Source organism: Nonomuraea angiospora (assembly GCF_014873145.1).
In the GTDB taxonomy this organism is placed as follows: domain Bacteria; phylum Actinomycetota; class Actinomycetes; order Streptosporangiales; family Streptosporangiaceae; genus Nonomuraea; species Nonomuraea angiospora.
Genome location: NZ_JADBEK010000001.1, coordinates 4,523,412 through 4,548,478 on the forward strand (window position 1 = coordinate 4,523,412; position 25,067 = coordinate 4,548,478).

22 protein-coding genes and 1 pseudogene are annotated in these 25,067 nt (G+C 70.6%); 11 read left to right on the forward strand and 12 right to left on the reverse strand.

Annotated features, from left to right (window positions below):
• The first annotated feature begins 9 nt into the window (after positions 1-9).
• Positions 10-525: an ArsR/SmtB family transcription factor gene (locus tag H4W80_RS20450; RefSeq protein ID WP_192786558.1), complete on the forward strand. Its 516-nt coding sequence runs from the start codon at positions 10-12 to the stop codon at positions 523-525.
• A gap of 57 nt (positions 526-582) precedes the next feature.
• Here H4W80_RS20450 and valS read toward each other — a convergent pair.
• A pseudogene (gene valS / locus H4W80_RS20455) lies at positions 583-3,072 on the reverse strand (valine--tRNA ligase).
• Positions 3,073-3,180: 108 nt separating this feature from the next.
• Between valS and H4W80_RS20460 the strand changes: the two are divergent.
• Positions 3,181-3,465, forward strand: a complete 285-nt coding sequence (locus H4W80_RS20460) for a DUF4235 domain-containing protein (protein WP_192786559.1) — start codon at positions 3,181-3,183, stop codon at positions 3,463-3,465.
• On the opposite strand, the gene H4W80_RS20465 is transcribed toward H4W80_RS20460, so the two are convergent.
• The 4 genes from H4W80_RS20465 to paaN form a co-directional block, all read right to left on the reverse strand.
• On the reverse strand, positions 3,398-4,831 hold the full coding sequence (locus H4W80_RS20465; protein ID WP_192786560.1) for an alpha,alpha-trehalose-phosphate synthase (UDP-forming): 1,434 nt from the start codon (positions 4,829-4,831) through the stop codon (positions 3,398-3,400). The two genes, H4W80_RS20460 and H4W80_RS20465, sit on opposite strands and share 68 nt — an antisense overlap.
• Before the next feature lie 10 nt (positions 4,832-4,841).
• Entirely contained in the window at positions 4,842-6,377 is a 1,536-nt protein-coding gene (locus H4W80_RS20470; protein ID WP_192786561.1) for an FAD-dependent monooxygenase, read from the reverse strand.
• Positions 6,374-7,321: an MBL fold metallo-hydrolase gene (locus tag H4W80_RS20475; protein WP_192786562.1), complete on the reverse strand. Its 948-nt coding sequence runs from the start codon at positions 7,319-7,321 to the stop codon at positions 6,374-6,376. The genes H4W80_RS20470 and H4W80_RS20475 overlap by 4 nt, the downstream gene beginning before the upstream one ends.
• Positions 7,322-7,400: 79 nt before the next feature.
• On the reverse strand, positions 7,401-9,047 hold the full coding sequence (gene paaN / locus H4W80_RS20480) for a phenylacetic acid degradation protein PaaN (protein WP_192786563.1): 1,647 nt from the start codon (positions 9,045-9,047) through the stop codon (positions 7,401-7,403).
• A 99-nt stretch (positions 9,048-9,146) separates the two neighbouring features.
• Here paaN and paaI point away from each other — a divergent pair, with 99 nt between their 5' ends.
• The 3 genes from paaI to H4W80_RS20495 are packed head-to-tail and all read left to right on the forward strand — an operon-like array spanning position 9,147 to position 11,422.
• The gene (gene paaI, locus H4W80_RS20485; RefSeq protein ID WP_192793629.1) at positions 9,147-9,527 is read left to right on the forward strand and encodes a hydroxyphenylacetyl-CoA thioesterase PaaI; all 381 of its coding nucleotides are present in this window, start codon (positions 9,147-9,149) and stop codon (positions 9,525-9,527) included.
• The gene (gene paaK, locus H4W80_RS20490; protein ID WP_192786564.1) at positions 9,527-10,822 is read left to right on the forward strand and encodes a phenylacetate--CoA ligase PaaK; all 1,296 of its coding nucleotides are present in this window, start codon (positions 9,527-9,529) and stop codon (positions 10,820-10,822) included. The genes paaI and paaK overlap by 1 nt, the downstream gene beginning before the upstream one ends.
• Positions 10,823-10,825: 3 nt before the next feature.
• Positions 10,826-11,422, forward strand: coding sequence for a TetR/AcrR family transcriptional regulator (locus H4W80_RS20495; RefSeq protein WP_192786565.1), 597 nt, complete (start codon positions 10,826-10,828; stop codon positions 11,420-11,422).
• Here the strand turns inward: H4W80_RS20495 and H4W80_RS20500 are convergent.
• The 4 genes from H4W80_RS20500 to H4W80_RS20515 form a co-directional block, all read right to left on the reverse strand.
• Complete coding sequence (locus H4W80_RS20500) at positions 11,411-12,232, reverse strand: hypothetical protein (RefSeq protein WP_318786965.1); 822 nt, start codon at positions 12,230-12,232, stop codon at positions 11,411-11,413. The genes H4W80_RS20495 and H4W80_RS20500 overlap by 12 nt on opposite strands.
• Before the next feature lie 79 nt (positions 12,233-12,311).
• Positions 12,312-12,611, reverse strand: a complete 300-nt coding sequence (locus H4W80_RS20505; protein WP_020542847.1) for a DUF4193 domain-containing protein — start codon at positions 12,609-12,611, stop codon at positions 12,312-12,314.
• A gap of 308 nt (positions 12,612-12,919) precedes the next feature.
• Complete coding sequence (locus tag H4W80_RS20510; RefSeq protein ID WP_192793631.1) at positions 12,920-14,188, reverse strand: sensor histidine kinase; 1,269 nt, start codon at positions 14,186-14,188, stop codon at positions 12,920-12,922.
• Positions 14,189-14,229: 41 nt separating this feature from the next.
• Positions 14,230-14,883, reverse strand: a complete 654-nt coding sequence (locus tag H4W80_RS20515; RefSeq protein ID WP_125646423.1) for a response regulator transcription factor — start codon at positions 14,881-14,883, stop codon at positions 14,230-14,232.
• Positions 14,884-15,118: 235 nt separating this feature from the next.
• Here H4W80_RS20515 and H4W80_RS20520 point away from each other — a divergent pair, with 235 nt between their 5' ends.
• Complete coding sequence (locus H4W80_RS20520) at positions 15,119-15,283, forward strand: hypothetical protein (RefSeq protein WP_165959788.1); 165 nt, start codon at positions 15,119-15,121, stop codon at positions 15,281-15,283.
• Between the two features lie 46 nt (positions 15,284-15,329).
• Here H4W80_RS20520 and H4W80_RS20525 read toward each other — a convergent pair whose 3' ends face one another.
• Positions 15,330-16,118, reverse strand: a complete 789-nt coding sequence (locus H4W80_RS20525; RefSeq protein WP_192786566.1) for an inositol monophosphatase family protein — start codon at positions 16,116-16,118, stop codon at positions 15,330-15,332.
• The gene (locus H4W80_RS20530; RefSeq protein ID WP_318786967.1) at positions 16,118-18,094 is read right to left on the reverse strand and encodes a S9 family peptidase; all 1,977 of its coding nucleotides are present in this window, start codon (positions 18,092-18,094) and stop codon (positions 16,118-16,120) included. The genes H4W80_RS20525 and H4W80_RS20530 overlap by 1 nt, the downstream gene beginning before the upstream one ends.
• A gap of 114 nt (positions 18,095-18,208) precedes the next feature.
• Between H4W80_RS20530 and H4W80_RS20535 the strand changes: the two genes are divergently transcribed.
• Complete coding sequence (locus tag H4W80_RS20535; RefSeq protein WP_192786567.1) at positions 18,209-19,159, forward strand: ferrochelatase; 951 nt, start codon at positions 18,209-18,211, stop codon at positions 19,157-19,159.
• Here H4W80_RS20535 and H4W80_RS20540 read toward each other — a convergent pair.
• A complete protein-coding gene (locus H4W80_RS20540; protein ID WP_192786568.1) occupies positions 19,150-20,334 on the reverse strand; it encodes a lytic transglycosylase domain-containing protein in 1,185 nt (394 codons plus the stop codon). The two genes, H4W80_RS20535 and H4W80_RS20540, sit on opposite strands and share 10 nt — an antisense overlap.
• A gap of 93 nt (positions 20,335-20,427) precedes the next feature.
• Here H4W80_RS20540 and H4W80_RS20545 point away from each other — a divergent pair, with 93 nt between their 5' ends.
• The 4 genes from H4W80_RS20545 to H4W80_RS20560 all read left to right on the forward strand — a co-directional run bounded on the left by H4W80_RS20545 (position 20,428) and on the right by H4W80_RS20560 (position 24,995).
• On the forward strand, positions 20,428-21,630 hold the full coding sequence (locus tag H4W80_RS20545; RefSeq protein ID WP_192786569.1) for an MFS transporter: 1,203 nt from the start codon (positions 20,428-20,430) through the stop codon (positions 21,628-21,630).
• A 54-nt stretch (positions 21,631-21,684) separates the two neighbouring features.
• Entirely contained in the window at positions 21,685-22,410 is a 726-nt protein-coding gene (locus tag H4W80_RS20550) for a polysaccharide deacetylase family protein (protein ID WP_192786570.1), read from the forward strand.
• 43 nt (positions 22,411-22,453) lie between these two features.
• On the forward strand, positions 22,454-23,731 hold the full coding sequence (locus H4W80_RS20555; protein ID WP_192786571.1) for a D-arabinono-1,4-lactone oxidase: 1,278 nt from the start codon (positions 22,454-22,456) through the stop codon (positions 23,729-23,731).
• Positions 23,732-24,050: 319 nt separating this feature from the next.
• Positions 24,051-24,995, forward strand: a complete 945-nt coding sequence (locus H4W80_RS20560; protein ID WP_192786572.1) for a S8 family serine peptidase — start codon at positions 24,051-24,053, stop codon at positions 24,993-24,995.
• Positions 24,996-25,067 lie beyond the last annotated feature (72 nt).

Here is a 25,067-nt window from a genome sequence, read left to right on the forward strand (position 1 = left end):
TGACGGTCCATGGGCACCCAACGCCGCCCCGCCACCGAGGCCGAGGCCCGCGCGCTCGCCTCGGCCGTACGGCTGCGCATCCTGCGGCTCTGTCTCGACCAGGCGCTCACCAACAAGGAGATCGCCGGCCGCCTCGACGCCAACCCGGCCACCACCCTCCACCACGTGCGCAAACTCGTGGAGACGGGCTTCCTGGCCGCCGAGCCCAGCCGGCCGGGGCCGCGCGGCTCCACGGAGATCCCCTACCGGGCCACCGGCAAGTCGTGGGAGATGGACGTCCGCGAGAGCGGCGTGAGCGGGGGCAGCGCGGCGATGCTCGACGCGTTCCTGGAGGAGAGCAGGCTCATCGACCTCGAGCGGGCCGACCTCGTCAGGCTGGGGCTCAGGCTCACCCCCGAGGGGCACGCGGAGCTGCGCGGGCGGCTGGAGGAGCTGTTGGAGGAGTTTCGCGGGCGGCAGCCGCCGGACGGGCAGGCGTACTCGATCTTCCTGGCCGTGCACCGCGACGTCACCCGGGACCCCTGAACGCACGGACGCCGGGCGCCCCGCGAAGGGGCGGCCCGGCGTCCTGCCATCCGGACGTCAGCCCAGGTGGACCTCGACTTTCAGCTCGTCACCATACTCCAAGACGAACTCCTCCACAGTGCCTGCGGCACAAAGGTCGTCCTGAGCTTGGCGGACAAGCCCGACTTCGGGCGCCCAAACGGTCAGCCTGGAGACCTCGGCCCGCATCGACAGCTTGGCCTCGGACTTGGCCTTGCGCACCTGACCGAGCACCTCGGACGCCACGGCCAGCACGGCCGGGTCGCCGGCCCCGCGCGGCAGAGCGGGCCACGGGGCCCGGTGGACCGACCCCTCGCGCCACCACGACCACACCTCTTCGGTCACGAAGGGCAGGAACGGCGCGAACAGCCGCAGCAGCACGTCGAGCGCCTGCCGCAGCGCCGCGTGGGCGGAGGCGGCGCCCGGACCGGACTCGTAGGCCCTGGCCTTGACCAGCTCCAGGTAGTCGTCGCAGAACGCCCAGAAGAAGCGCTCCACGGCCTCCAGCGCCCTGGTGTGGTCGTAGCCCTCGAACGCCTCCGTGGCCTCGCGCACGACGTCGGCCAGACCGGCGAGCATCGACAGGTCGAGCGGCTCCGTGACCGTGTTCGATCCTGGCCCGTCGCTCTCGGCCAGGCCGAGGACGAACTTGGACGCGTTGAGGATCTTGATCGCGAGCCGCCGCCCGATCTTGAGCTACCCGGCGTCGAACGCGGTGTCCACGCCGTAGCGGCCGTTGGCCGCCCAGTAGCGCACCGCGTCGGAGCCGTGCTGCTTGAGCAGGTCGAGCGGGGTGACCACGTTGCCCTTGGACTTGGACATCTTCTTGCGGTCGGGGTCGAGGATCCAGCCCGAGATCGCGACGTCGCTCCACGGCAACTGGCCGAACTCGTAGTGCGATCTGACCACGGTCGAGAACAGCCAGGTGCGGATGATCTCGTGGGCCTGCGGCCGCAGGTCGGCCGGGAAGACGCGCTTGAACAGGTCGTCGTCGCTCTCCCAGCGGCCCGCGATCTGCGGCGTCAGCGACGAGGTGGCCCAGGTGTCCATCACGTCGGGGTCGGCCATGAACCCGCCGGGCACGCCGCGCTGGTCCTCGGTGTAGCCGGGCGGCACGTCGGAGGACGGGTCGACCGGCAGCATGTCCTCCGTGGGCACGATCGGCGCGTCGTGGACGGGCTGCCCCGACTCGTCGATCGGATACCACACCGGGAACGGCACGCCGAAGAAGCGCTGGCGGGAGATCAGCCAGTCGCTGGTCAGCCCCTCGACCCAGTTGTCGTAGCGCACGCGCATGTGCGGCGGGTGCCACGTCAGCTCGCGCCCGCGCCCCAGCAGCCGCTCGCGCAGCTCCTCGTCGCGCCCGCCGTTGCGGATGTACCACTGGCGGGTGGTGACGATCTCGAGCGGCCGGTCGCCCTTCTCGTAGAACTTGACCGCGCGCGAGACGGGCCTCGGCTCGCCCTCCAGGTCGCCGGACTCCCGCAGCAGCTCCACGATCCGCTCGCGGGCGCTGTGCACGGTCTTGCCGGCCAGCTCCTTGTACGGCTCCCCCTCCACGCCCTCCGGCGCCTCGGCCAGCAGCCGCCCGTCCCAGCCGATGACCGGCCGGGTCGGCAGGTGCAGCTCCCGCCACCAGGTGACGTCGGTGATGTCGCCGAACGTGCAGATCATGGCGATGCCGGTGCCCTTGTCGGGCTCGGCCAGCCGGTGGGCCAGCACCGGCACCTCCACGCCGAACAGCGGCGTCAGCACCGACGTGCCGAACAGCGGCTGGTAGCGCTCGTCGTCGGGGTGGGCGACCAGCGCCACGCAGGCCGGGATCAGCTCGGGCCTGGTCGTCTCGATGAAGACCGGGCCCTTCTCGCCGTAGAACGAGATCTTGTGGAACGCGCCCGGCCACTCCCGGTCCTCAAGCTCGGCCTGGGCGACGGCGGTGCGGAAGGTGACGTCCCACAGCGTCGGCGCCTCGGCGAGGTAGGCCTCGCCGCGCAGCAGGTTGCGCAGGAAGGCGCGCTGGGAGACCGCCTGGGCCTCGTCGCTGATCGTGGTGTAGAGCAGCGACCAGTCGACCGACAGGCCGACCCGCCGCCAGACCTCCTCGAACGCCTGCTCGTCGAGGGCGGTCAACTGGTGGCACAGCTCCACGAAATTGCGTCGCGAGATGGCGATCTCACGTTTGCCGGGCTTGTCCGGTGGCACGAAGTCAGGGTCGTAGGGCAGCGACGGGTCGCAGCGCACGCCGTAGACGTTCTGCACCCGCCGCTCGGTGGGCAGCCCGTTGTCGTCCCAGCCGATCGGGTAGAACACCGACTTGCCGATCATCCGCTGGTAGCGGGCCATGATGTCGGTGTGGGTGAAGGAGAAGACATGACCGACGTGCAGGGAGCCGGACACGGTCGGCGGCGGCGTGTCGATGGTGTAGACCTGCTCGCGCGAGGCGGACCGGTCGAAACGGTAGGTGCCCTCGTCCTCCCAGCGAGCTACCCATACCTGCTCCAAGCCGTCGAGGGTCGGCTTTTCCGGCATGGATGCATGGCGTAGTCGCTGTTGAGTCATGCCTCCATATGGTACGGCTTCGCAGGCCCGGCAAGCGGTACAGACTAGTGTTCGTTACAGAGGGGAAGGGAGATCGACATGGCGGAGGACAAGCCCGATGTCGCCTGGCGTCTGATCGGCGGTCTGGTCGGTCTGGCGACCGGCTGGGCGGCGAGGAAGGTCCTCGGGTTCGTCTGGGTGAAGGCGACCGGGAAGGAGCCGCCGCTCGACACAGACTCGCCCGAGGTCAGCATGGGGGAGGCGATCGGCTACGCCGTGCTCATGGGTGTCGGCATGTCGGTGGCGCAGATCGTGGTCAACCGGACCGCCAAGAAGCGTTACGACGCGTGGAAGTCTGTGAAGCAGGTGACTCAAGGGCAGTGAGAAACTCGTTGGCCCAGCGGTCCACGTCGTAGGTGGCGACCCGGCGGCGCATCGTGCGCATCCGCCGGGCCAGCTCGTGCGGCGTGGCCCGCATCGCGGCCAGCATCTGCCGCTTGACGTCCTCCACGTCGTACGGATTGACCAGGTAGGCCTGGCGCAGCTCGTCGGCCGCCCCGGCGAACTCGCTGAGCACCAGCGCGCCGTGCAGGTCGTGGTGGCAGGAGACGTACTCCTTGGCGACCAGGTTCATCCCGTCGCGCAGCGGGGTCACGACCATGACGTCGGCGGCCAGGTAGAGGGCGGCCAGCTCCGCGTGGTCGTACGACTGGTGGAAATACTGGATCGGCTGGTAGCCGAGCTGGGCGTGCTCGCCGTTGATCCGGCCGACCTGCAGCTCGATATCGTCGCGCAGCCGCTTGTACTCCTCCACCCGCTCCCTGCTGGGCGTGGCGATCTGCACGAACACGGCCTCGTTCGTCTTCAGCCGCCCGTCCTTGAGCAGCTCGCCGAACGCCTCCAGCCGCTGCCCGATGCCCTTGGTGTAGTCGAGCCGGTCGACGCCGAGCAGCACGTGCTCGGGATCGCCCAGCTCAGCCCTGACCTCCTTGGCCCGCGCCATGATCTGCGGGTCGCGCACCAGCGAGTCGAGCTGCCCGAAGTCCACCGAGATCGGGAACGCCTGCGTCGTCACCACCCGGTCGTCGAGGAAGATCTCGTTCCCCTTGTACGGCAGCCCGAGCAGCCTGCGGCACAACCGCCGGAAGTTGGAGGCCCCGCCGGGCAGCTGGAAGCCCACCAGGTCGGCCCCGAGCAGCCCTTCGACGAGGTCCTTGCGCCACGGCAGCCGCCAGAACAGCTCGGTCGGCGGGAACGGGATGTGCAGGAAGAACCCGATCCGCAGGTCCGGCCTGAGCCTGCGCAGCATGGCCGGGACGAGCTGGAGCTGGTAGTCCTGCACCCAGACCACCGCGCCCTTCTCGGCGGCGTCGGCGGCGGCGTTGGCGAAGCGCTCGTTGACGGCGCGGTAGGTGTCCCACATCGCCCGGTCGAACACGGGCGGCGCCACCACGTCGTGATAGAGCGGCCAGAGCGTGGCGTTGGAGAAGCCCTCGTAGTACAGCTCCACCTCACCGGCCGACAGCGGGACCGGGATGAGGTTCATGCCGTCCTGCTCGAACGGCTCCAGCTTCTCGTCGGGGGCTCCGTGCCAGCCGAGCCAGGCTCCGTGGCGGCGCTTCATCACCGGTGCGATCGCGGTCACGAGCCCGCCAGGGCTCCTGCGCCACGAGGCCGTCCCGTCAGGCTCGAGCGTCCGATCCACCGGCAACCGGTTGGCGACGATCAGAAACGAGCTCCGGCCAGTCACGCAGTTCCTCCTATTGTTCACCGAGCACGCGGCGGACGGCGGCCGCCACCGAGTCGGGACCCGCATGGGGGATGATCGCGGCGATGTGGGAATCGGGCCGGATGAGCCATGCCTCATCCGGTCCGGCGCCGAGCCTTTCAGCGAGCGAGCCGGTCCCATCGATCTCCGCGAGCCCGCGCACGGCGAGCGGCGCCGTAATGACCTTGCCCAAGACCTGCGCAAACAAACTCGAATCGCACATATCACCCAACAACACGAGAAATCCGTCACGACAGAACTCCCGCAATCTGCCGCCCGGAACTCCCACGTCCGGAAGGATCACCCCGGGCGCCGGAACGCACAGCGCTCCCTTGGGCGGCCTGCCCCCGAACGGCCGCGTCGGCTCGGGGGTCGTCAGCGGCGAGTCCACGTACCAGAACGGCTCGGCGAACCGGCCCGAGTCCACCTCCGCCACCAGCCCGCCCTCCAGCACGGCCCGCCTGCGCATGCGCTCCGCCACGGTCCTGGGCGCGAGGAAGCGCATCGTGGCGGCGGTGACCTCGAGGTTCTCCCGCGCGGCCGCGTGCCGCTCGGCGTGGTACGACTCCAGCAGCCCCTCCCCCGCCCAGCCGTTGAGCACGAAGGCCAGCTTCCAGGCCGCGTTCTCGGCGTCGGGCACGCCGGAGTTGAGCCCTCTGGCGCCGAACGGGGCCACCAGGTGGGCGCTGTCGCCGGCCAGCAGGACCCGGCCGACGCGCATGCGGGAGGCGATGCGGGAGTGAAAGCGGTACGTGCTGTGCCAGAGCAGGTCATAGGGGCGGTCGCCGATGATCTGCCCGACTTTTCCCAAAATATCGGCTTTTGTTGGGATGAAGTCGGGCGCGATCTGCCAGTCGATCCGGAACGTGCCGCCCGGGCAGGGGTGGATCAGGACCTGGCGGCCCGGGTTCCACGGCGGGTCGAAGTAGAAGCGGCGCTCGTTCTCCCAGCCGGGCAGGTCGGCCTTGATGTCGCAGATGAGGAACTGGTCGTCGAACGTCTCCCCGTCGAACGAGACGCCGAGCGCCTGGCGTACCCGCTGGGCCCTGGCACCCGCGCAGACCAGCGCGTAGGAGGCACGCAGCGACCGCTGGCCGCAGCGGACCGTCACCCCCGAGGGGTCCTGGTCGAGGCCGGTGACCTCGTGGTCCCAGCGCACCTCGATGAGCGGCTGCGCCGCGATCGCCTCGTCCAGGATCTGCTCGGTGCGGGTCTGGGAGATGTTCACGCACGCCGGCAGCGGGCCCTCGCGCTCGAACGACCAGGACAGCAGCTCGCGGTCGCGGTAGTAGGTGCGGGCGGTGGTCCAGGCCAGGCCCTCCTCGGCGATCCGGCCCGCGCCGGCGGCGGCCCAGATGTCGAGCACGTCGCGCTGCTGGCAGATGGACTTCGACCCGGTGGAGTCGCGCCCGGCCCGCCGGTCGAGCACCAGCACCTGGATGCCCCAGCGGGCCAGCAGCAGCGCGGCGCTCTGCCCGACCGGCCCCGCCCCGACCACGATGACCTGCGCTTCGGCCGGGGCGTTCATGACTGGAGCTGGTCCCAGACTTCGCGGTCGCGCTCGGCGGTCCAGATGCGCGGGCGCTCGACGCCGTGCAGCTCGTCCCAGAGCCTGGAGACGTTGAACGGCAGGCAGTGCTCGAAGATCGGCCAGGACCCGTACTGGGGCTCCAGCGCCCGGTGCGTGCGCTCGAACGCCTCCTTGAGCGAGCCCGCCGCGCCGACCTCGCGCAGCATCACGGTGAGGAAGTCGCGCGTCTGCGCGATGGCCGCGTCCACCCCCTGCCGGCCGCGCGCCACCGCGCCCCGGCCCCCGACCAGCGTCTCCGCCCCGAACGACGCGATCTTGTCGAGCGTCGCGGCGGACCAGTCGAGGTGGAAGGCGTCGCCGGTGTAGAGGGCGGCCTGGGACTCGACGAGGTCGCCGGCGAACATGATCCGTCGCTTCGGCAGCCAGGCCACCAGGTCGCCCTCGGTGTGGCCGCGCCCGCAGTAGGCCAGCACCAGGTCGCCCCGGGCGCCGCCCAGGTCGATGGTGAACGTGTCGCTGAACGTCGCCGTCGGCCACGTCAGGCCCGGGATCGACCCGGGCTCCTTGAACAGTCGGGGCATCCTGGCGTACTCGCTGGCCCAGTCCTGCTCGCCGCGCTCGGCGATCAGCTCGCGGGTCTTGTCGTGCGTCACGATCACGTCCGCGCCGAACGCCGACGCGCCCAGCACCCGGACGGCGTGGTAGTGCGACAGCACCAGGTACCTGATCGGCTTGTCGGTGTGCTCCCGCAGCCTGGCCAGCCACTCGCGGGCGGCCACGGGTGTGGCGAGCGCCTCGAAGCAGACGAGGAAGTCCTCGGCCTCGATGGCGCCCACGTTCGGATCGCCTTCTGCCGTGAGCGCGTACACGCCCTCGGCCAGGACCTCCATGGACTGCTTCTTCTCGCCGAGATCGGCCGACGAGGCGAACGGCTTGGCCATCACCACTCCTCCCGCAACGCGGTCAGCACCCGCCACAACCCCTTCCCGCTCTCACGGCCCCTCTCCCCCCACCCGGGGGTCACGCCGGGCGGCGGGTCTGGACGATGTGGAAGCGGCCCGCCACGTAGCCCGGGTCCGTGAGGGAGGCCGTGGCGGCCGGGTTGGCGCCCGTGCCGTGGTAGTCGCTGAACGCCGCCGACTGGTTGACGAAGACGCCGCCCGTCAGGTTGCACGACAGGTTCACCCCCGCGTCGAGGGCGGCGCGTTCGGCCTGGTCGAGCACCTCGGCGGAGGTCGAGTAGACGGCGGCCGTGAGCGCCCCGCGGGCCTGGGGCGTGCGGCGCAGCACCTCCAGGCTCTCCTGCGCCGACCCCATCGGGATGACGAACGCGATCGGCCCGAAATGCTCCCGCCCGTAGACCTCGGAATCGTCAGGCGAGACCTTCACGATCACCGGCGTCCGCACCACCGCGTCCGGGAAGGCCGGGTGCTTCACCGCGCGCGACTCCAGCACCACCTCGCCCAGCGATGGCGCCGCCTCCACCCGGGCCAGCACGTCGGGGTTGACGATGGCCCCGGTCAGCTCCACCGCGCGGGCGTCGTCCCCGAGCAGCCTGCCGACGGCGCCGGCCAGCCCGGCGCAGACCTCCTCGAAGCTCTTGTGCCCCTCGTCGGTCTCGATCCCGCCGGCCGGCACGAGGAGGTTCTGCGGCGCCGTGCACATCTGGCCGCTGTAGAGCGACAGCGAGAACGCCAGGTTGCCCAGCATGCCGCGCCAGGAGTCGGTCGAGTCGACGACGATGGTGTTGACCCCCGCCTTCTCGGTGTGCACGAGCGCCTGCCGGGCGTTGCGCTCCAGCCAGTCGCCGAACTCCGTGGAGCCGGTGAAGTCGACGACGCGGACGGCGGGGTGGGTGGCGAGGGTCCTGGCCAGCCCCTGCCCCTCCTCCACCGCGAGCGAGACCAGCCCGGGGTCGAAGCCCGCCTCGGCCAGCACCTCGCGGGCGATCAGCACGGTGATGGCGAGCGGCAGCACGGCCCGCGGATGGGGCTTGACGATCACCGGGTTGCCGGTGACGAGCGAGGCGAACAGCCCCGGGTAGGCGTTCCAGGTCGGGAACGTGTTGCAGCCGATCACCAGCGCGACGCCCCGGGGCACGACCGTGAAGCGCTTGTCCATGACCAGCGGCTCGCCCTTGGCCGGCTTCTCCCAGCGGGCGCTCGCGGCCGAGGAGGTCATGGCCGCGTAGCCGTACGCGACGGCCTCGAGCGCGCGGTCCTGCGCGTGCGGCCCGCCCGCCTGGAAGGCCATCACGAACGCCTGCCCGGTCGTGTGCTGCACCGCGTTGGCCAGCTCGAAGCTGCGCCGGTTGATCCGGTCGACGATCTCGACGCAGGCCAGCGCGCGGGCCTCGGGCCCAGCGTCGCGCCAGGCGGGCAGCGCCGCCTCGGCCGCGGCGATCAGGTCGTCCACGAGCGGCTGCGGATAGGTGACGCCGAGATCGATGCCGTACGGGGAGCGCTCGGCGCCGATCCAGGACCCGGTGCCTGGCTGGTCGAGGGGGAACGGCTTGCCGAGGTAGGACTCGAACGCCTCCTTGCCCCGCTCGGCCGCCCCCTCGCCGTAGACGCGCGGGCTCGGCGACTCGGGATAGGCGCTCCAGTATCCCCGTTCGGCGATGGCCGACAGCGCCTTCTCGAGAGTCTCGCGGTGCTGCTCGAACATGGTGTTCACCCTCTTGACAGGGATGGACCGGACGGTGAAGTGTTTACCGAACATTCGGTCAGTTGACAAGGGAGACCTGCGTTGGAGACCGCGCGTCGCATGATGGACGCCGACACCGCCTCCGCCGCCCTGGGCATCGAGCTGACGGAGCTGGGCGAGGGCCGGGCGGTGTGCCGGATGACCGTGACCGGCCAGATGATCAACGGGCACGACCTGTGCCACGGCGGCTACGTGTTCCTGCTGGCCGACACCGCGTTCGCCTGCGCCTGCAACAGCCACGGCCCGGTGACGGTGGCGGCGGGCGCGGAGATCACGTTCGTCTCCCCGGCCCACGCGGGCGACGTGCTGGTGGCCGAGGCCGCCGAGCGCACCCGCTACGGCCGCAGCGGCATCTACGACATCACGGTGCGCGGGGCGGACGGCCGGGTGGTCGCCGAGTTCCGCGGCCGAAGCAGAGAGCTGAGACAGGTGGAGGGCTGATGAGACTCGGCGATCCCCCCGCGCCGGAAGATCTCGACCCCGTCGAACGGGTGTCCCGCGACGAACTCATGTCGATCCAGCTGGAACGGCTCCAGCAGACACTCACCCACGCTTACCAACATGTCCCGATTTATCGGCAAAAATTCGACCAGGCGGGGGTGCATCCGAGCGACTGCAAGGAGCTCGCGGACCTGGCCGCGTTCCCCTTCACCACCAAGCAGGACCTGCGCGACACCTACCCGTTCGGCATGTTCGCCGTCCCGCGCGAGCGGGTGGCCAGGATCCACGCCTCCAGCGGCACCACGGGCACGCCCACCGTGGTCGGCTACACCAGGCACGACCTCGACGTCTGGGCGGAGGTCGTGGCCCGCTCGATCCGCGCCTCCGGCGGCCGGCCCGGCGACCTCGTACACGTGGCCTACGGGTACGGCCTGTTCACCGGCGGGCTGGGCGCCCACTACGGGGCCGAGCGGCTGGGCTGCACGGTGGTGCCGGTCTCCGGCGGCATGACGCCCCGGCAGGTCCGGCTCATCACCGACCTGCGGCCCGACATCGTCATGGTCACGCCGTCGTACATGCTGGCCCTGCTGGACGAGTTCGAGCGGCAGGGCCTGGACCCCCGCGCGTCCTCCCTGCGGATCGGGATCTTCGGCGCCGAGCCCTGGACCGAGCGCATGCGCGCGGAGCTCGAGGACCGCTTCGACCTGCACGCCGTGGACATCTACGGCCTGTCGGAGGTGATCGGCCCCGGCGTCGCGAACGAGTGCGTCGAGACCAAGGACGGCCTGCACGTCTGGGAGGACCACTTCTACCCCGAGACCGTCGATCCCTTCACGGGAGAGCCCGCGCAGGCGGGCGAGCTGGTCTTCACCAGCCTCACCAAGGAGGCCATGCCGGTCATCCGCTACCGCACCGGCGACCTGACCAGGCTGCTGCCGGGCACCGCCAGGCCCGCGTTCCGGCGCATGGAGAAGGTGACGGGCCGCACCGACGACATGATCGTCCTGCGCGGCGTGAACGTGTTCCCGACCCAGATCGAGGAGCAGGTGCTGCGCGTGGAGGGCCTGTCACCGCACTTCCAGCTCCACCTGACCCGCCCGGGGCGGCTCGACGTGATGACGGTCAGGGTGGAGGCCCGCCCGGGCCTCGCTGCTCGTGGGGAGGCCGGGGAGGCGCTGCGCCGGGCCGTCAAGGACACCGTCGGCGTGAGCGTGGAGGTCGAGGTGGTGGATCCGGAGACGCTGGAGCGCTCGGTCGGCAAGCTCAAACGAGTCATCGACAAGCGGGATAATTAAGACATGGCCCCTCCGACCCCCACCCGTCAGCGCAGGCGCGGACACGATCCGGAGTCCGTGCTGTCCACCGCCGTCGGCGTCTTCAACGAGCGGGGCTACGACGGGACGAGCATGGAGGACCTGGCCAGGGCGCTCGGCGTGACCAAGTCGGCCATCTACTACCACGTGCCGGGCAAGGAGCAGCTGCTCGCGCGGGCGCTGGACCGGGCGCTCGACGGGCTGTTCGCGGTGGTGGCCGACGAGCGCGCCGCCTCGGGGCCGGCGATCGACCGCCTGGAGTGGGCGGTACGGCAGAGCGTGCGCATCCTCGTGGACCGGCTGCCGTACGTGACGCTGCTGCTGAGGGTGCGCGGCAACAGCGGCACCGAGCAGGCGGCGCTGGAGCGGCGGAGGGAGTTCGACAGGTTCATCAGCCGCCTGGTCAAGGAGGCGGCGGCGGAGGGCAGCATCCGGCCGGACGTGGATCCGGCGCTGGTGACGCGGCTGCTGTTCGGCGCGGTCAACTCGATCACCGAGTGGTACAAACCGGCGCGCGGGGCCTCGGCGGACGACCTGGCCGACGCGTTGCTCAAGATGACCTTCACCGGCCTACGGGTCTAACTCGTCCCGCCGCCGGGGGTCGACCTCGGGTGTCCCGCTCCCCGGGGGCAGCTTGACGCGCAGGTCGTTGCGTACGGCCTCGCCGAGTTTCTTGGTGGCGAGGCGGTTGAGCGCGCCGCCGGCGATGGCTCCCGTGAGGAACGGGCCGAGCGTGGTCAGGTGGCGGCCGAGCGTCCGCAGGAGACGGTTGCGCAGGGCGGTCTTGGTGGCCGCGCCGAGCGCCAGCGAGACGGACGTGGGCGTGAGGGGGTCGATGCCACGTTGTTTGGCCCATGCGGCCGTGAACGCGACCGCGCGCTGGGTGCCCGAGCCCTCGACGCGTACGCCGTAGACCTCGTGCAGCTCGGCCAGGAGCTTGACCTCGATGGCGGCGACGACGATGGTCTCGGCGACGAGCTGCGCGGGGGCGGAGAGCAGAAGGGGCGGTGCGGCGAACTCTGCCGCCGCGAGCGCTCCGCCGATGGCGCCGACCGTCATCGTGGCCTTCTGGGCGGTGCGCACCAGGTCGTCGGCGAGCTGCTCGCCGGTCAGGCCGTGATGGTGCTCGGACAGGGTGTGCAGATCCCGGATCGGGATGCGAGGCGCGATGTTGAGAAAGACGTCCGCCAGCCAGCGCCCCCGGCCCGCGCCCGTGGCGCGCGCCTTCTTGGCCCCGTCGGACAGTGCGCGGGCTAGTCGGCCGAGCAGCCTGCGCCGCTCGGCCGGCTCAAGCTCGCCGGGCGCGGTGAGCTTGCCCACGAGCTCGCCGACCTCGCGTTCGGGGTCGGCGACCTCGTTGTCTGGTTGCTTGTCCTGCTCAGGTACGGCCACGCGTTGCCTCCGTCCTCATGGTCGCGATCGCTCAAGGCCGGGCTTGGTCTCCCTACCCCGAGCATTTCGCTCCAGTCGATTAGGCGGCGCACTCCCGGCAGACCTGCTGGCCGTTCTTCTCGGAGGCCAGCTGGCTACGGTGGTGCACCAGGAAGCAGCGCGAGCAGGTGAACTCGTCGGCCTGGCGGGGGATCACCCGCAGGGAGAGCTCTTCGTTCGACAGATCCGCACCGGGCAGCTCCAGCGACTCGGCCAGGTCGGTCTCGTCGATGTCGATGCTGCCAGACGACTTGTCGGTACGCCGCGCCTGCAACTCCTGGAGGCTGTCCTCCCCCAGGTCGTCGTCTGTCTTGCGTGGGCTGTCGTAGTCGGTAGCCATTGTGGTTACTCCATCCCCCTCATCTATATGTCCTCGCGCTCATCGCGCGTCTTCTAACGTCCAGGAAGCCCATCTTGTGCCCGTTCCGCCGGGGAGATTTCCCATCGGTACCCCGCGGGAACGGACGACGAACCTCCCAACACGTCAGGGCCTGCTGCCGTCGGCAATGGTTAGCCAAATATGGCGAAACCCACAGCCTTGGCGCCATGCACCACCGTGTTCGACGGCACATCCAACCACATGTGCGGCGTGAATGAGACGCCCCCCACGCCTCAACACACGGACGAAGGCGCCAGAGCAACACGACCTCAGCGCCTCGGGAGCCGAATGGTCACGACGAGCCCTCCACCATCGCGTGGCACCGCGGCCACATTTCCACCGTGAGCCTGAACCACCGCACGAACGATGGACAGCCCGAGCCCCGATCCCTTGGCCGAATCCACGCGGTCCGCGTGGAGCCTCCTGAAGGGCTCGAACAGGCTGTTCACCTCGTACGCCGGGACATGCTGCCCTGTGTTGGCCACCTGAACAACCAAGGCACCGTCCGCCATTCCCGTCTGGATCCATACTTTTCCGTTTTCGGGAATGTTGTACTTGACCGCGTTCTCCAGGAGGTTGCTGACCGACCGCTCCAGGAGCACCGGGTCGCCTATGGTAGGCGCGCTGACCAGTTCGGCCGTCACGGTTACCCCGTGCTCCTCGGCGAAGGCCGTCACCTGTTCCACGGCCGTCTGAGCGACTTCCCGGACATCGAGCGGTTTGCGTACGGCGAGTTCGCGCTCGCTCCTCGCCAGCAACAGCAGTCCCTCGATGAGCTTCTCGTTACGCGCGTTGACTTCGAGAAGGGTGCGGCCGAGCGCTTTGAGATCCTCGGACGCCTCGGGATCGGACAGGGCGATCTCCAGGACGGTCCGGTTAATCGTGAGGGGAGTTCGCAATTCGTGGGAGGCGTTGGCCACGAATCTGCGCTGGGTGTCGAAGGCGACGTTGAGCCGGGTGAGCATGGCGTCGAACGTGTCGGCCAGCTCCTTCAGCTCGTCGTTGGGGCCCTGCAGGTCGATGCGCTGGTGGGCCAGGGTGCTCTCCGACAGCTTGCGCGCCGTCGCCGTCATCTGGGCCACCGGTCGCAGCGCCCGGTCGGCCACGAAGTAGCCGATGATCAGCGCCAGGATGCCGACGCCCAGCAGCGCGAGCAGGGAGTTGCCGAACAGCGCGTCCCGCGCGCGCTGGATCGCCAGCGTCTGCCAGTTGTGCCAGGCGCTCTGGAGTGCGGCGTCCTGGGCCGGAGGCAGCCCCAGGTCGATGGTGGGCCACGCCCAGGTGATCGCCGAGCCGACGATCATGTAGACCGACGCCAGCAGCACGGCGGCCGCCACGAAGACGAGCGCGCCGTACGTGAGTGTCAGCCGCCACCGGATGCTGACCTTGGCGGGCAGCTCCTTCATCCGCTCCATCGGCGTGCGCTGCACCGGCGACTGCCCGGCGGGCGGCGGCGGGCCGTCCCAGGCGGGCGGCCCGCTGGGGGGTGGCGCCTGCTGCACGCGCGTCGCCTTCCTGGCCGAATGGGGGCTGATCATCGGATGCGTCGGCCCCGCCTGGAGCTCCTCAGACCTCTCCGTCACAATTTGTACCCAACCCCGGGCACAGTCTCGATCACCTGAGGCTCGCCCAGCTTCTTCCGCAGCGTCATCATGGTCACGCGGACCACGTTCGTGAAGGGATCGATGTTCTCGTCCCAGGCCTTGTCCAGCAGGTCCTCCTGGCTGACCACGGCGCCCTCGGCCCGCATCAGCTCCTCGAGCACCGCGAACTCCTTCTTGGTCAGCACGACCTCCTTGCCGTCGCGCTCCACCAGCCGCTTGCCCGGGTCGAGCCGGATGCCGGCGCGCTCCAGGACGGGCGGCAGGGCGGGCGCGGAGCGGCGGCCGAGCGCGCGCACCCTGGCGACCAGCTCGATGAACACGAACGGCTTGGCCAGGTAGTCGTCGGCCCCCAGGCCGAGACCCTCCACCTTGTCGTCCACGTCGCCCGACGCGGTCAGCATCAGGATCCGCGAGGCGCTGCGCTGCTCCACCAGGCGACGGCACACCTCGTCGCCGTGGACGACCGGCAGGTCGCGGTCCAGCACGATCACGTCGTAGTCGATGTAGGAGGTCCGCTCGAGGGCGCCGCCCCCGTCGTAGGCGACGTCGACCGCCATGGCCTCGCGCCGCAGCCCGGTCGCGATCGCGTCGGCGAGCACCCGCTCATCCTCAACCACCAGCACCCGCACGCCTGATGCACCTCTCTCCGATTCTGGTCACTCATTCTGTCCACAGCCTCGATAAGCGCACGGTAAGGCATGTTCAGAGGTGGGTGACCCCCCGGTCAGGGAGAGCAGCACAAAATTCATGTTTCGGAGTGCGACGGGCCGGGGTATGCCTGCGGGACACCCATTGCCCGGCCATCACCCGGCATTGGGCGTACTTCGCCCAAGAGCATGGATCGGACCCCAGAGAGTAGGTGAGATGGGCGAGTTCACGACCACGATCGAACACCGCCTCGACCAGGCTTATAAGGGCCTTCGGGAGGCCCGTAGCGTCGGCGACGAATATCTCGCTGACACGCTCACCGCCGAGATCGAGGACCTGCGCAGGCTGGCCGACGATCACGGCATCCCGTTGCCCCGCTGACCAAGCGCGGACGGCCGGAGCCCCCGAGGGCTCCGGCCGTTCGCTTTCAGGCGTCCCGTTCCGGGTTCTGCGCCGCCAGCAGCTCGTGCAGCTCCTCGAAGAGCCCCGGCGCCGCGCAGATCGCGAACTCCGGGCTCACCGGCCTGCCGTGCAGCCCTTCGAGCCTGGCCCCCGACTCGGTCGCCACCAGGCCGGCCGCGCCGTAGTCCCACGGGTTGATGCCGCGCTCGTAGTAGGCGTCCACGCGGCCCGCCGCGAGCGAGCAGAGGTCGATCGCGCACGAGCCGCCGCGCCTGATGTCCCGCACCCGGGGCAGCACCGCCGCGACCACCTGGCCCTGGATCGCGCGCCTGCTCACCCCGTAGCCGAACCCGGTCGCCACCAGCGCCTGCGCGAGCGGCACGCCCGTGTTGCAGCGCAGCCGCTCCGCGCCGAGCCAGGCGCCCTCGCCGAGCGCCGCCGTGTAGACCTCGCCGCGCGCCGGCAGGTTGACGACCCCGGCCACGACCTGGCCGTCGACCTCGACGGCGATCGACACCGCCCAGTCCGGCAGGCCGTACAGGAAGTTGACGGTGCCGTCGATCGGGTCGACGACCCAGCGCACGTCCGAATCGCCGGGCTCCTCCCCGCCCTCCTCGCCGAGGATCCTGTCGCCGGGCCTGGCGGCCAGGATGCGCTCGCGGATCAGCTCCTCCGACGCCTTGTCCAGCGCGGTGACCACGTCGGTGGGGCTGGACTTGGTCTCGATCTCCTCGGACATCGTGGGCCGCTTGGCGAGCAGCATGTCGCCCGCCTCGCGCGCGATGTCCTCGGCCAGTCTCAGGAACTCCGTCATCAGGCCACCGAGTCCGGACGCTTCCACTCCTCGCCGAGCACGTGCTGGGCGAGGAAGGCGAACACGGTCTCGTACCAGGCGACGATGTTGCCCGGCTTGAGGATCCAGTGGTTCTCGTCGGGGAAGTACAGGAACTTCGACTCGACCTCGCTGCGCCGCAGGTCCCACCAGAGCCGCAGGCCCTCGCCGATCGGCACGCGGTAGTCCTTGTCGCCGTGGATGACGAGGAGCGGGGTGGTGATCTTGTCGAGGGAGTTGTGCGGCGACAGGAGCTGGTACCGCTCGGAGCCGGGCTCGCCGAACTCGCGCTGCCAGTACATGGAGGCGTCGGTGGTGCCGGCGAACTGGTCGAGGTTCCACAGCGACGCGTGGGTGACGATGGCCTTGTAGCGGTCGCTGTGGCCGGCGAGCCAGTTGGCCATGTAGCCGCCGTACGAGCCGCCCATCGCGCCGATGCGCTCGCTGTCGATGTCGTCCCTGGCCAGGGCCACGTCGACGATCGCGTCGAGGTCGGCCTGGGTGCGCGGGCCCCAGTTGCCCCAGCCGCGGTCGATCATCTCCTGCCCGTAGCCGGTGGACAGGCACGGGTCCGGCATGAGCACGGCGTACCCGCGCTGGGTCATGAGCCACACCTGCCAGCGCCACTGCCAGTCGTTCCACGAGGCGACCGGGCCGCCGTGGATCCACAGCACGAACGGCGCCGGCTCGTCGGCCGAGGCGCCCTCGGGCAGCGCGAGCCAGCCGCGGACCGTGGCGCCGTCGTCGGCGGTGGCGGAGATCTCGGTCAGCGTGCCCGGCACCTCGGGGCGCGGCGCGGGCGAGGGCAGGTCGACGATCTCGCCGCCGGCCACGTCGATCCTGGCCGGGCCGGGGGCGAGGGCGAGGCCGCTGCGCAGCGCGTAGACGGAGCCGCCGTCGGAGGAGACGTTGAGCCCGGCGTACGCGGCGTCGTCCAGGGTGAGCCTGGTGCTCTCCCCGTCCAGCGGGACGCGGAAGACCGGCCGGCGGCCCTGGTGGTCGGCCACGATGTAGACGGCCGCGGAGTCCGGCGCCCACTCGACGCCCGAGGGGAACAGGTCGGGCGCGTACGCTCGGCCCTCGCCGGTGGCCACGTCGGCGATCCACAGCTCGCTGCGCGCCGAGACCTCCAGCCCGGTGAACCGCTCGCGGGCGCAGGCCACCTTGGAGCCGTCGGGCGAGATCGCGAGCGGGCCCGTGAAGTCGAAGCCGTCCTCGGTGAGCACCGTGCGCCGCTCGCCCGAGGCCACGTCGATGGCCACCAGGTCGGTACGGCTCTCGCCCTTCGGCAGGTACGTGCGCCAGGTCGTGATCACCGTGGCGCCGTCCGGGCTCAGCTCGAACGAGGCGTCCCGCAGCGCCTCCCCCGCGTCGGGCGTCAGTTCTCGCACGTCCTCCAGGCGGTCGGCGCCGAGCCTGGCGGTGAACAGCCTGGTGCGGCCCGGCCCGAGGTCGTGGTCCCAGAAGCGGATCGGGTAGCCCTCGTGCAGGATGGCGCTGATCCCGGCGTCCTTGCGGGCCTTGCGCCTGGCCTCGTCGGCCGCCTCCTCGCCGTCGAGCACGTCGGAGGAGAACACCACGACGTCGGCCGCCGTACGCACGGCGCCGATGCCGCCGGGGCGGGTGGCCACCTGGCGGGCCTCACCGCCCGCGCGGGGCAGCAGCCAGAGCGCGGGCACCTCGTCGGAGGAGTCCTTGACGGTGGGGTCGGGGCGGGCGGAGGTGAACAGCACGTCGCCCGCGGCCGTGAAGACCGCGGCCGACTCGCCCTTGGCCGAGCGGGTCAGCCGGTAGGGCTCGCCGTCGACCGGAATCGCCCAGAGCGCGGTGCCGTAGGACTTGCCGTCGGGGTTGAGTGACTGGACTGTGGAGATCAACCTGGAGCCGTCGGGGGAGAGCTTCAGCGAGAGAACCCGGGGGATGGCCACGTAGTCGCGTATGTCATTGAATGCGCTCACTCAATCGAACCTACCTGTTCATGGCCTCACTCCGTGAGGCTGTGCCCGGTCGCTCGGGAGCCGTTGCCTTCCCTCGCTGCGGAGACCGCCCGCATACCCCAATACTGTGGTCACGTGGGAACTTACGACGCGTTGCTGGTTCTGTCGTTCGGCGGGCCCGAGGGTCCCGACGACGTGCTGCCGTTCCTGGAGAACGTCGTGCGCGGCAGGGGGGTGCCGCGCGAGCGGCTGCTCGAGGTGGCCGAGCACTACCAGGGCTTCGGCGGGGTCAGCCCGATCAACCAGCAGAACCGCGACCTGGTCGAGGCGCTGCGCCCGATCGCCGGCGTGCCCGTCTACTGGGGCAACCGCAACTGGCACCCGTTCGGCGAGGACACCGTCCGCCGGATGAAGGCCGACGGGATCAGGAAGGCGGCCGTGTTCGCCACCTCCGCGTTCGCGGGCTACTCAAGTTGCCGCCAGTACTACGAGGACATCGCCAGGATCTCCGTCGAGGACGGCCCCGAGCTGGTCAAGATGCGCCACTTCGGCGACCACCCCGGGTTCGTGGAGGCGATGGCCGACCACACCCGGGCGGCGCTCGAACGGCTCGGCCGCGACGACGCCAGGCTGGTGTTCACCGCCCACAGTATCCCCGTCTCCATGGCCGAGACCGCGGGCCCCTCCGGCGGCCTGTACGAGGCGCAGCTGCGCAGGTGCGCCGAGCTGGTCAGCCGGGCGCTCGGCCGCACGCAGCCGTGGGACCTGGTGTGGCAGTCGCGCAGCGGCCCGCCGCAGGTGCCGTGGCTGGAGCCGGACGTCTGCGACTTCCTGCGCAAGACGGACGCCCGTTCGGTCGTGCTGGTGCCGATCGGGTTCGTCTCCGACCACATGGAGGTCGTCTACGACCTCGACACCGAGGCCAGGCAGGTGGCCGCCGAGCTGGGGCTGCCCATGGAGCGGGCGGCGACCGCCGGCACGCACCCGCGCTTCGTCCAGATGGTCCGCGAGCTGATGGACGAGCCCGAGCCCGTCCCCTGCGCGCTCACCTGCTGCCCCCCGCCCCGCAGGCGCACTCAGGCGTAAGTACGGGCGTAAGCCTCGGCGATGCCCATGACCTTGTTCACGTAGTCCCACGAGTGGTTGTAGAACCAGATCGCCTTGCGCAGCTTCTCGCCGCCCTGGCCGGCGCCGTTGGCACACAGGTAGTTGGCGGCGCCGGGCACCGCGTCGTACGGGCTCCAGATGTCGGCCTTGCCGTCCCCGTCGCCGTCCACGCCGTAGTGCTTCCAGGTGGCGGGCATGAACTGCATGGGCCCGAGCGCGCCCGCGCTGGACGGGCCGTTGTTGCGGCCGTGGCTGCTCTCCACCTGCCCGATCGCCGCCAGCACCGTCCACGACAGCCCAGGGCAGCGGGTGGCCGACGCCCTGTAGAGGTCCAGGTAGCTGCCCGGGCGGCCCACGTTCACCGTCGCCTGCGGCTTCTGCTGCTGCTTCGGCGTACGGTGCGCCGCGTCCAGCATGACGACCTGCGAACCCTTGCCGAGCACCTTGCGCACGCCCGACTCGCTGATCTTGCCGGCCTTGCCGTGCAGCAGTACCGCGACCCCCGGCGCGAACCCCAGCGACCTGCCCAGGTCCGCGCTCACCAGCCCGTCCACGCCCACGAGCCCGAGCGTGGCCGAGGCCGCCACGCGCAGCCGGGGCCCGCCGTCCACCTGGTACATCGCGCCCAGGATCATCCCGAACTTGCGCATCGCGCCCGCGTCGGCCACCAGTTCGCCCCTGGCCAGCGCGCTCCACACGGCGGGCTGGTCGGCGACGGGCTGCGGCGTCCAGGAGCGGAAGTCGGCGGGGTCGACGGCCAGCAGGTTCAGGGGGGTGCCGGCCACCTTGACCGCGCCCGCGTCCACCACGATCACCTTCTGCACGTGCTTCAGCCCGCTGAGCGCGAACCTCGTGCTCTTCGGCACCGCGCCCGCCGCGATGGCCAGCACGCGCGGCGGCGTCGCGGTGATCCCGGGGCCGCCATGGCCGAACTCCTTGACCGGCTCCTTGACCGGCGCCGCCGTGGGCACGAGCCGGTCGAGGCGCGGCGAGGGCTGCTGCGGCCGCTGCGTGGGCTTCCTGCGCACCGGCTCGCTCGCCGTTTTGACCAGGTCGTCGCCCAGGATCACGACGACTCCGCCGGCCGCGGCCGTGACCACGAGCACGGCGGCGACCATGAGGATGACCGCGCGCAACGAGGGAAGACCGGACACTCGGGACACGTTAACCCACGCAGCCGCTAAATCACTTGCCATCCGGACATACGGTGCGCCATGGTTACTTGGCTCAAGTAAGGGGGAAACGGCGTGGTCGGGCCTTACCGGGGATTGTTCGACGGGCCCGGCGTCAAGGGATTCGTCCTGGCGGGATTCATCGGCCGCATGCCGATGTCCATGCTCGGCATCGGGGTCGTGCTGCTGGTCTCCGCGCTCACCTCGTCGTACGCCACCGCCGGCGGCGTCGCCGCCATGACCAACCTGGCCTTCGCCGTGGCCGCCCCCATGTCGGGCCGGCTCGTGGACAGGTTCGGGCAGGGCCGGGTGATCCCGCCGTTCGCCGTCGTCAACGCGCTCGCGCTGGTCGCGCTGATGCTGTGCGCCGGGTTCGACCTGCCCGACTGGACGCTGTACGCCTCGGGCCTGCTCGTGGGCGCCACCTCGCTGTCGCTGGGCTCGATGGTGCGGGCCCGCTGGTCGGTCATCCACGGCGGGTCGGGCAAGCTGCACACCGCGTTCGCCTTCGAGTCGGTGGTGGACGAGGTCATCTTCGTCACCGGGCCCGCGCTGGTCACGGTGCTGGCCACCGCCGTGAACCCGTACGCGGGGCTGGTCGTGGCCCTGGTCTGCATGCTCCTGGGCGCCCTCGCGCTGGCGGCCCAGCGGCGCACCCAGCCGCCCGTGCAGCCGGTCAAGTCGGCGGCGGGCACGCCCATCCTGATCCCCGGCATCGCCCTGCTGGCGTGCGTCTACCTGGCGCTGGGCGCCGTGTTCGGCTCGGTCGACCTGATCACGGTGGCCTTCGCCGAGGAGCACGGCGCGAAGAGCGCCTCCGGGTTCCTGCTGGCGGCGTTCGCGGGCGGGTCGATGGTGTCGGGGCTGTGGTTCGGGTCGCGGGAGTGGAAGATCTCGCTGCGCGGGCGGTTCGTGCGGACGCTCGCGCTGTTCGTGGTGGGGCTCATCCCGATCATGTTCATCGGTGACGCGTGGATCATGGCGGCGGCGCTGTTCCTGGCCGGTTTCGCCATCTCGCCGACGCTCATCACGGGCTTCTCGCTCACCGAGCGGCTGGTGCCGCCGTCCCTGCTCACCGAGGGCATGGCGTGGATCTCGACCTCGATCGGGTTCGGCGTGGCGGTCGGCGCGTGGGCCGGCGGGCGGCTCACCGAGCTGTTCGGCGCGTCCAACGCGTACGCCTTCTCCTGGGGGGCGGCGATCCTCGCCGCGGTCGTGGGCATCGGAGGTTCGGGTTTGCTGAGACTTCCCGAGGCTCCTTCACCCGCCAAGAGTTGATCCGCTACGGTCGGGACATCCCTCGCAACACCCACCTCATTGGAAGCATTACCTATGTCCCGACAAATCAGTTCACTTCTAGCTATCGCGGCAGTTTGCGTCACCCTGGCCCCGGCGCCTGCCTTCGCACAGGCCCCGAAGAAGGCCGCGCCCGTCGACTGCGAGCAGGTCAAGTGCCTCGCGCTGACGTTCGACGACGGGCCCGGCAAGTACGCGGGAACGCTGCTCGACACGCTGAAGAAGTACGACGCGAAGGCGACGTTCTTCCTCGAGGGCCAGTACGTGAAGAGCCGTCCCGCGTTCGTCAAGCGCATGGCCGCCGAGGGCCACGAGCTCGGCAACCACAGCTACAGCCACCCCGACTTCACCAAGTCGGACGCGGGCACCATCAGGAACGAGATCAAGAAGACCCAGGACGCGGTCAAGAAGGCGGCGGGCGTCGAGCCCAAGCTGCTGCGTCCGCCGTACGGGCTGGCCGACCTGCAGGTCGCCGACGTCGCCACGGAGTTCGGCATGCCGATGATCCTGTGGACCGCCGGCTCCGAGGACTGGTCCAGCAAGAACGTCGACGCCATCAAGAAGAAGACCATGGAGGTCGCGCAGCCCAACGGCATCATCCTGATGCACGACTGGGTGAAGCAGACCGTGGACGCGATGCCGGCCCTCATCAAGTCGCTCCAGAAGAAGGGCTACCACCTCGTGACGGTGTCCGAGATCGTCAAGGGGCAGAACCTGCAGCCCGGCGACATCTTCCCGGTTCCCGCCGGCTGGGAGAAGTGAGTATCGTTCGCGTTTAACCGAACGATGCTCTGGAGGGGTGCTCGTGACGTTCGCGAATTGGGCGCGTAACCAGTCGGGCACCCCTGCCGAGGTGCGTACGCCGGCCTCGGTCGAGGACGTCGTACGCGCCGTGCGCGACGCCGCCGCCTCCGGGCGGCGGGTCCGCATGGTGGGCACGGGCCACTCCTTCACGGGGGTGGCCCTCACCGACGGCGTCATGCTGCGCCCCGGCGCGCTCACCGGGATCAGGTCATGGGGCGACGACCGCGTGACCGTGCTGGCGGGCACCCCGCTCCGCGTGCTGAACGAGCTGCTCGACGAGCGCGGCCTGGCCCTGGCCAACATGGGCGACATCACCGAGCAGACCGTCGCGGGCGCGATCCAGACCGGCACGCACGGCACCGGCCGCGACAGCGGCGGCCTCGCCGACCAGGTCGCCGAGCTGGAGCTGGTGCTGGCCGACGGCTCGGTGACGACGGCCGGGCCGGGCGAGGACCTGTTCGACGCGGCCAGGGTCGGGCTGGGGGCGCTCGGGGTGCTGACGGCCGTGACACTCCGGGTGGAGCCCGCGTTCCTCCTGCACAACCGGCGGCGCAAGCTGGCGCTCAGCGAGGTGCTCGACTCGCTCGACGAGCTGACCTCGGCGAACGAGCACCTCGACTTCTTCTGGCTGCCGCACACCGACGCCTGCCTGGTCAAGACCAACAACCGCAGCCCTGGACCGGCCCGGCCGCCAGGCACGTTGCGGCACTGGCTGGACAACGTCTTCCTGGAGAACACCCTTTTCGGCGCGGCGTGCGCGCTCGGGGGCCGCCTCCCCGGCCTGATCCCGCGGATCAACGCCGTCAGCGCGGCGGCGCTCGGCGACTCGGAGTCGGTCGACACGTCGTACAAGATCTTCACGGCGCGGCGGGACGTGCGCTTCCTCGAGATGGAGTACGCGGTGCCGCGCGAACGCCTCGGCCAGGCGCTGCGCGAGACCAGGGACCTGATCGACCGGATGGACTGGAAGATCACGTTCCCGGTGGAGGTGCGGGTCACGCCGCCCAGCGACGCGTGGCTGTCGACCGCGTACGGGCGGTCGTCGGCATACATCGCCTGCCACATCTACCGGCCGACGCCGAACCCCGCCTACTTCGAGGGCGTGGAGGAGATCATGACGCGGCTGGACGGGCGGCCGCACTGGGGCAAGCTGCACACCAGGGACGCCTCCTACCTGAACAAGGTCTATCCCCGCTTCGCGGACTTCACGGCCCTGCGCGACCGGCTCGACCCGGGGCGCCTGTTCGGTAACGACTACCTGGATCTAGTGCTCGGCTAACGCATCGCCAGTTGACCTGCACCTCGCCGCGAACGTCGAGGATTCCCGTCCCGCCCTCGGCGGGAACCAGCGGCGCGGACGCCGCGAGTTGTGAAACGGGATGCTTGGCGTTTCATAGACCCGACCACCGCCTGGAGGTCTCCGCGCCCTGAGACGACCGGCCCGGCCGCCTTGTCATTGCAGTGCGTGCGAACTTGGTCACTGTCCGCATCCTCAAGGTAGCAAAGGTTCTGGGCTAACGCCCCCTTCAGTAAAAGAAGCGTCCTCTGAAACGTGTCACGGCTCCGCGCGGGCCGCGTGGCGGGCATCCTCGTAACTCGTGCCCCGACGACTCGGCCTGCCCTCCGTGTACCTCGCCGCGGCCGTGGCCACCGCCGCCACGACCGCCGTTCCTCTCGCCATGACGCCCGCGTCAGGACTCGCCCTGCGGCCCGCCCCCACCGAGCCGACCCGGCCCTTCATCGTCACGGCACGCAGCCGCGGCGCCGCCCGCGATCTCGTCGGCGAGGTGCGGTGGCGGGTACGGCGCTATTACACCGCCGCGCTGCCCGGCTTCGCCACCTTCCTCACCGCCGCCGAGCTGGCCGAGCTCCGGTCGGACCCGCGGGTGCTCGCGGTGGAGCCCGACCGCGAGATCCGCCCCATGGCGCTCGGGAAACCCCGCCCGCGCTCCCGCTGGGCCGGCGGCGCCGGCGCCACCGTGTACGTCGTGGACAGCGGCCTGGACGCGGCCCGGGCCGAGCTCGGCGACCGGGCCTGGCGCGCCTTCGACGCCACCGGCGGCACCGGGCACGACTGCGCCGGCCACGGCACCGAGGCCGCCCGGCGTGTCAACCTCATGGCGCCCAAGGCCCGGATCGCCTCCGTGCGGGTGCTCTCCTGCGCTGGCTACGGCACCCTGGCCGACCTGCTCGCCGGGCTGGACTGGATCGGCAGGCACGCCCACGGCCCGTCCGTCGCGAACGTGGCCGTCGACGGGTCCGACTCCCCCGCGCTCGACACCGCCACGCGGTCGCTGGTGCGATCGGGCGTCTTCGTCGTCGGCGCCGCGTCCTCCGGCGCCTGCCGGACCGCGCCCGGCGGTCAGGCGTTCTCCGCTCACGCCCCGTATCTGGCCGGGGTCGCCGCCCAATACCTGGAGCGCCATCCTGGCGCCGCGCCTTCCGTTCTGGCTTCTTGGCTCAAGTGCACGACACCACGCGCCGCGATTCGTCAGAATCCGTCAGGGGCCTCTAACCTCCACTTGCACAACGGCGGGCTCTAGAGGGATGGATTCGACAAATGTGACCGGCGTCACACCGTCCCGGGAGTATCCCAGGAAGGCGATGTTCGGACA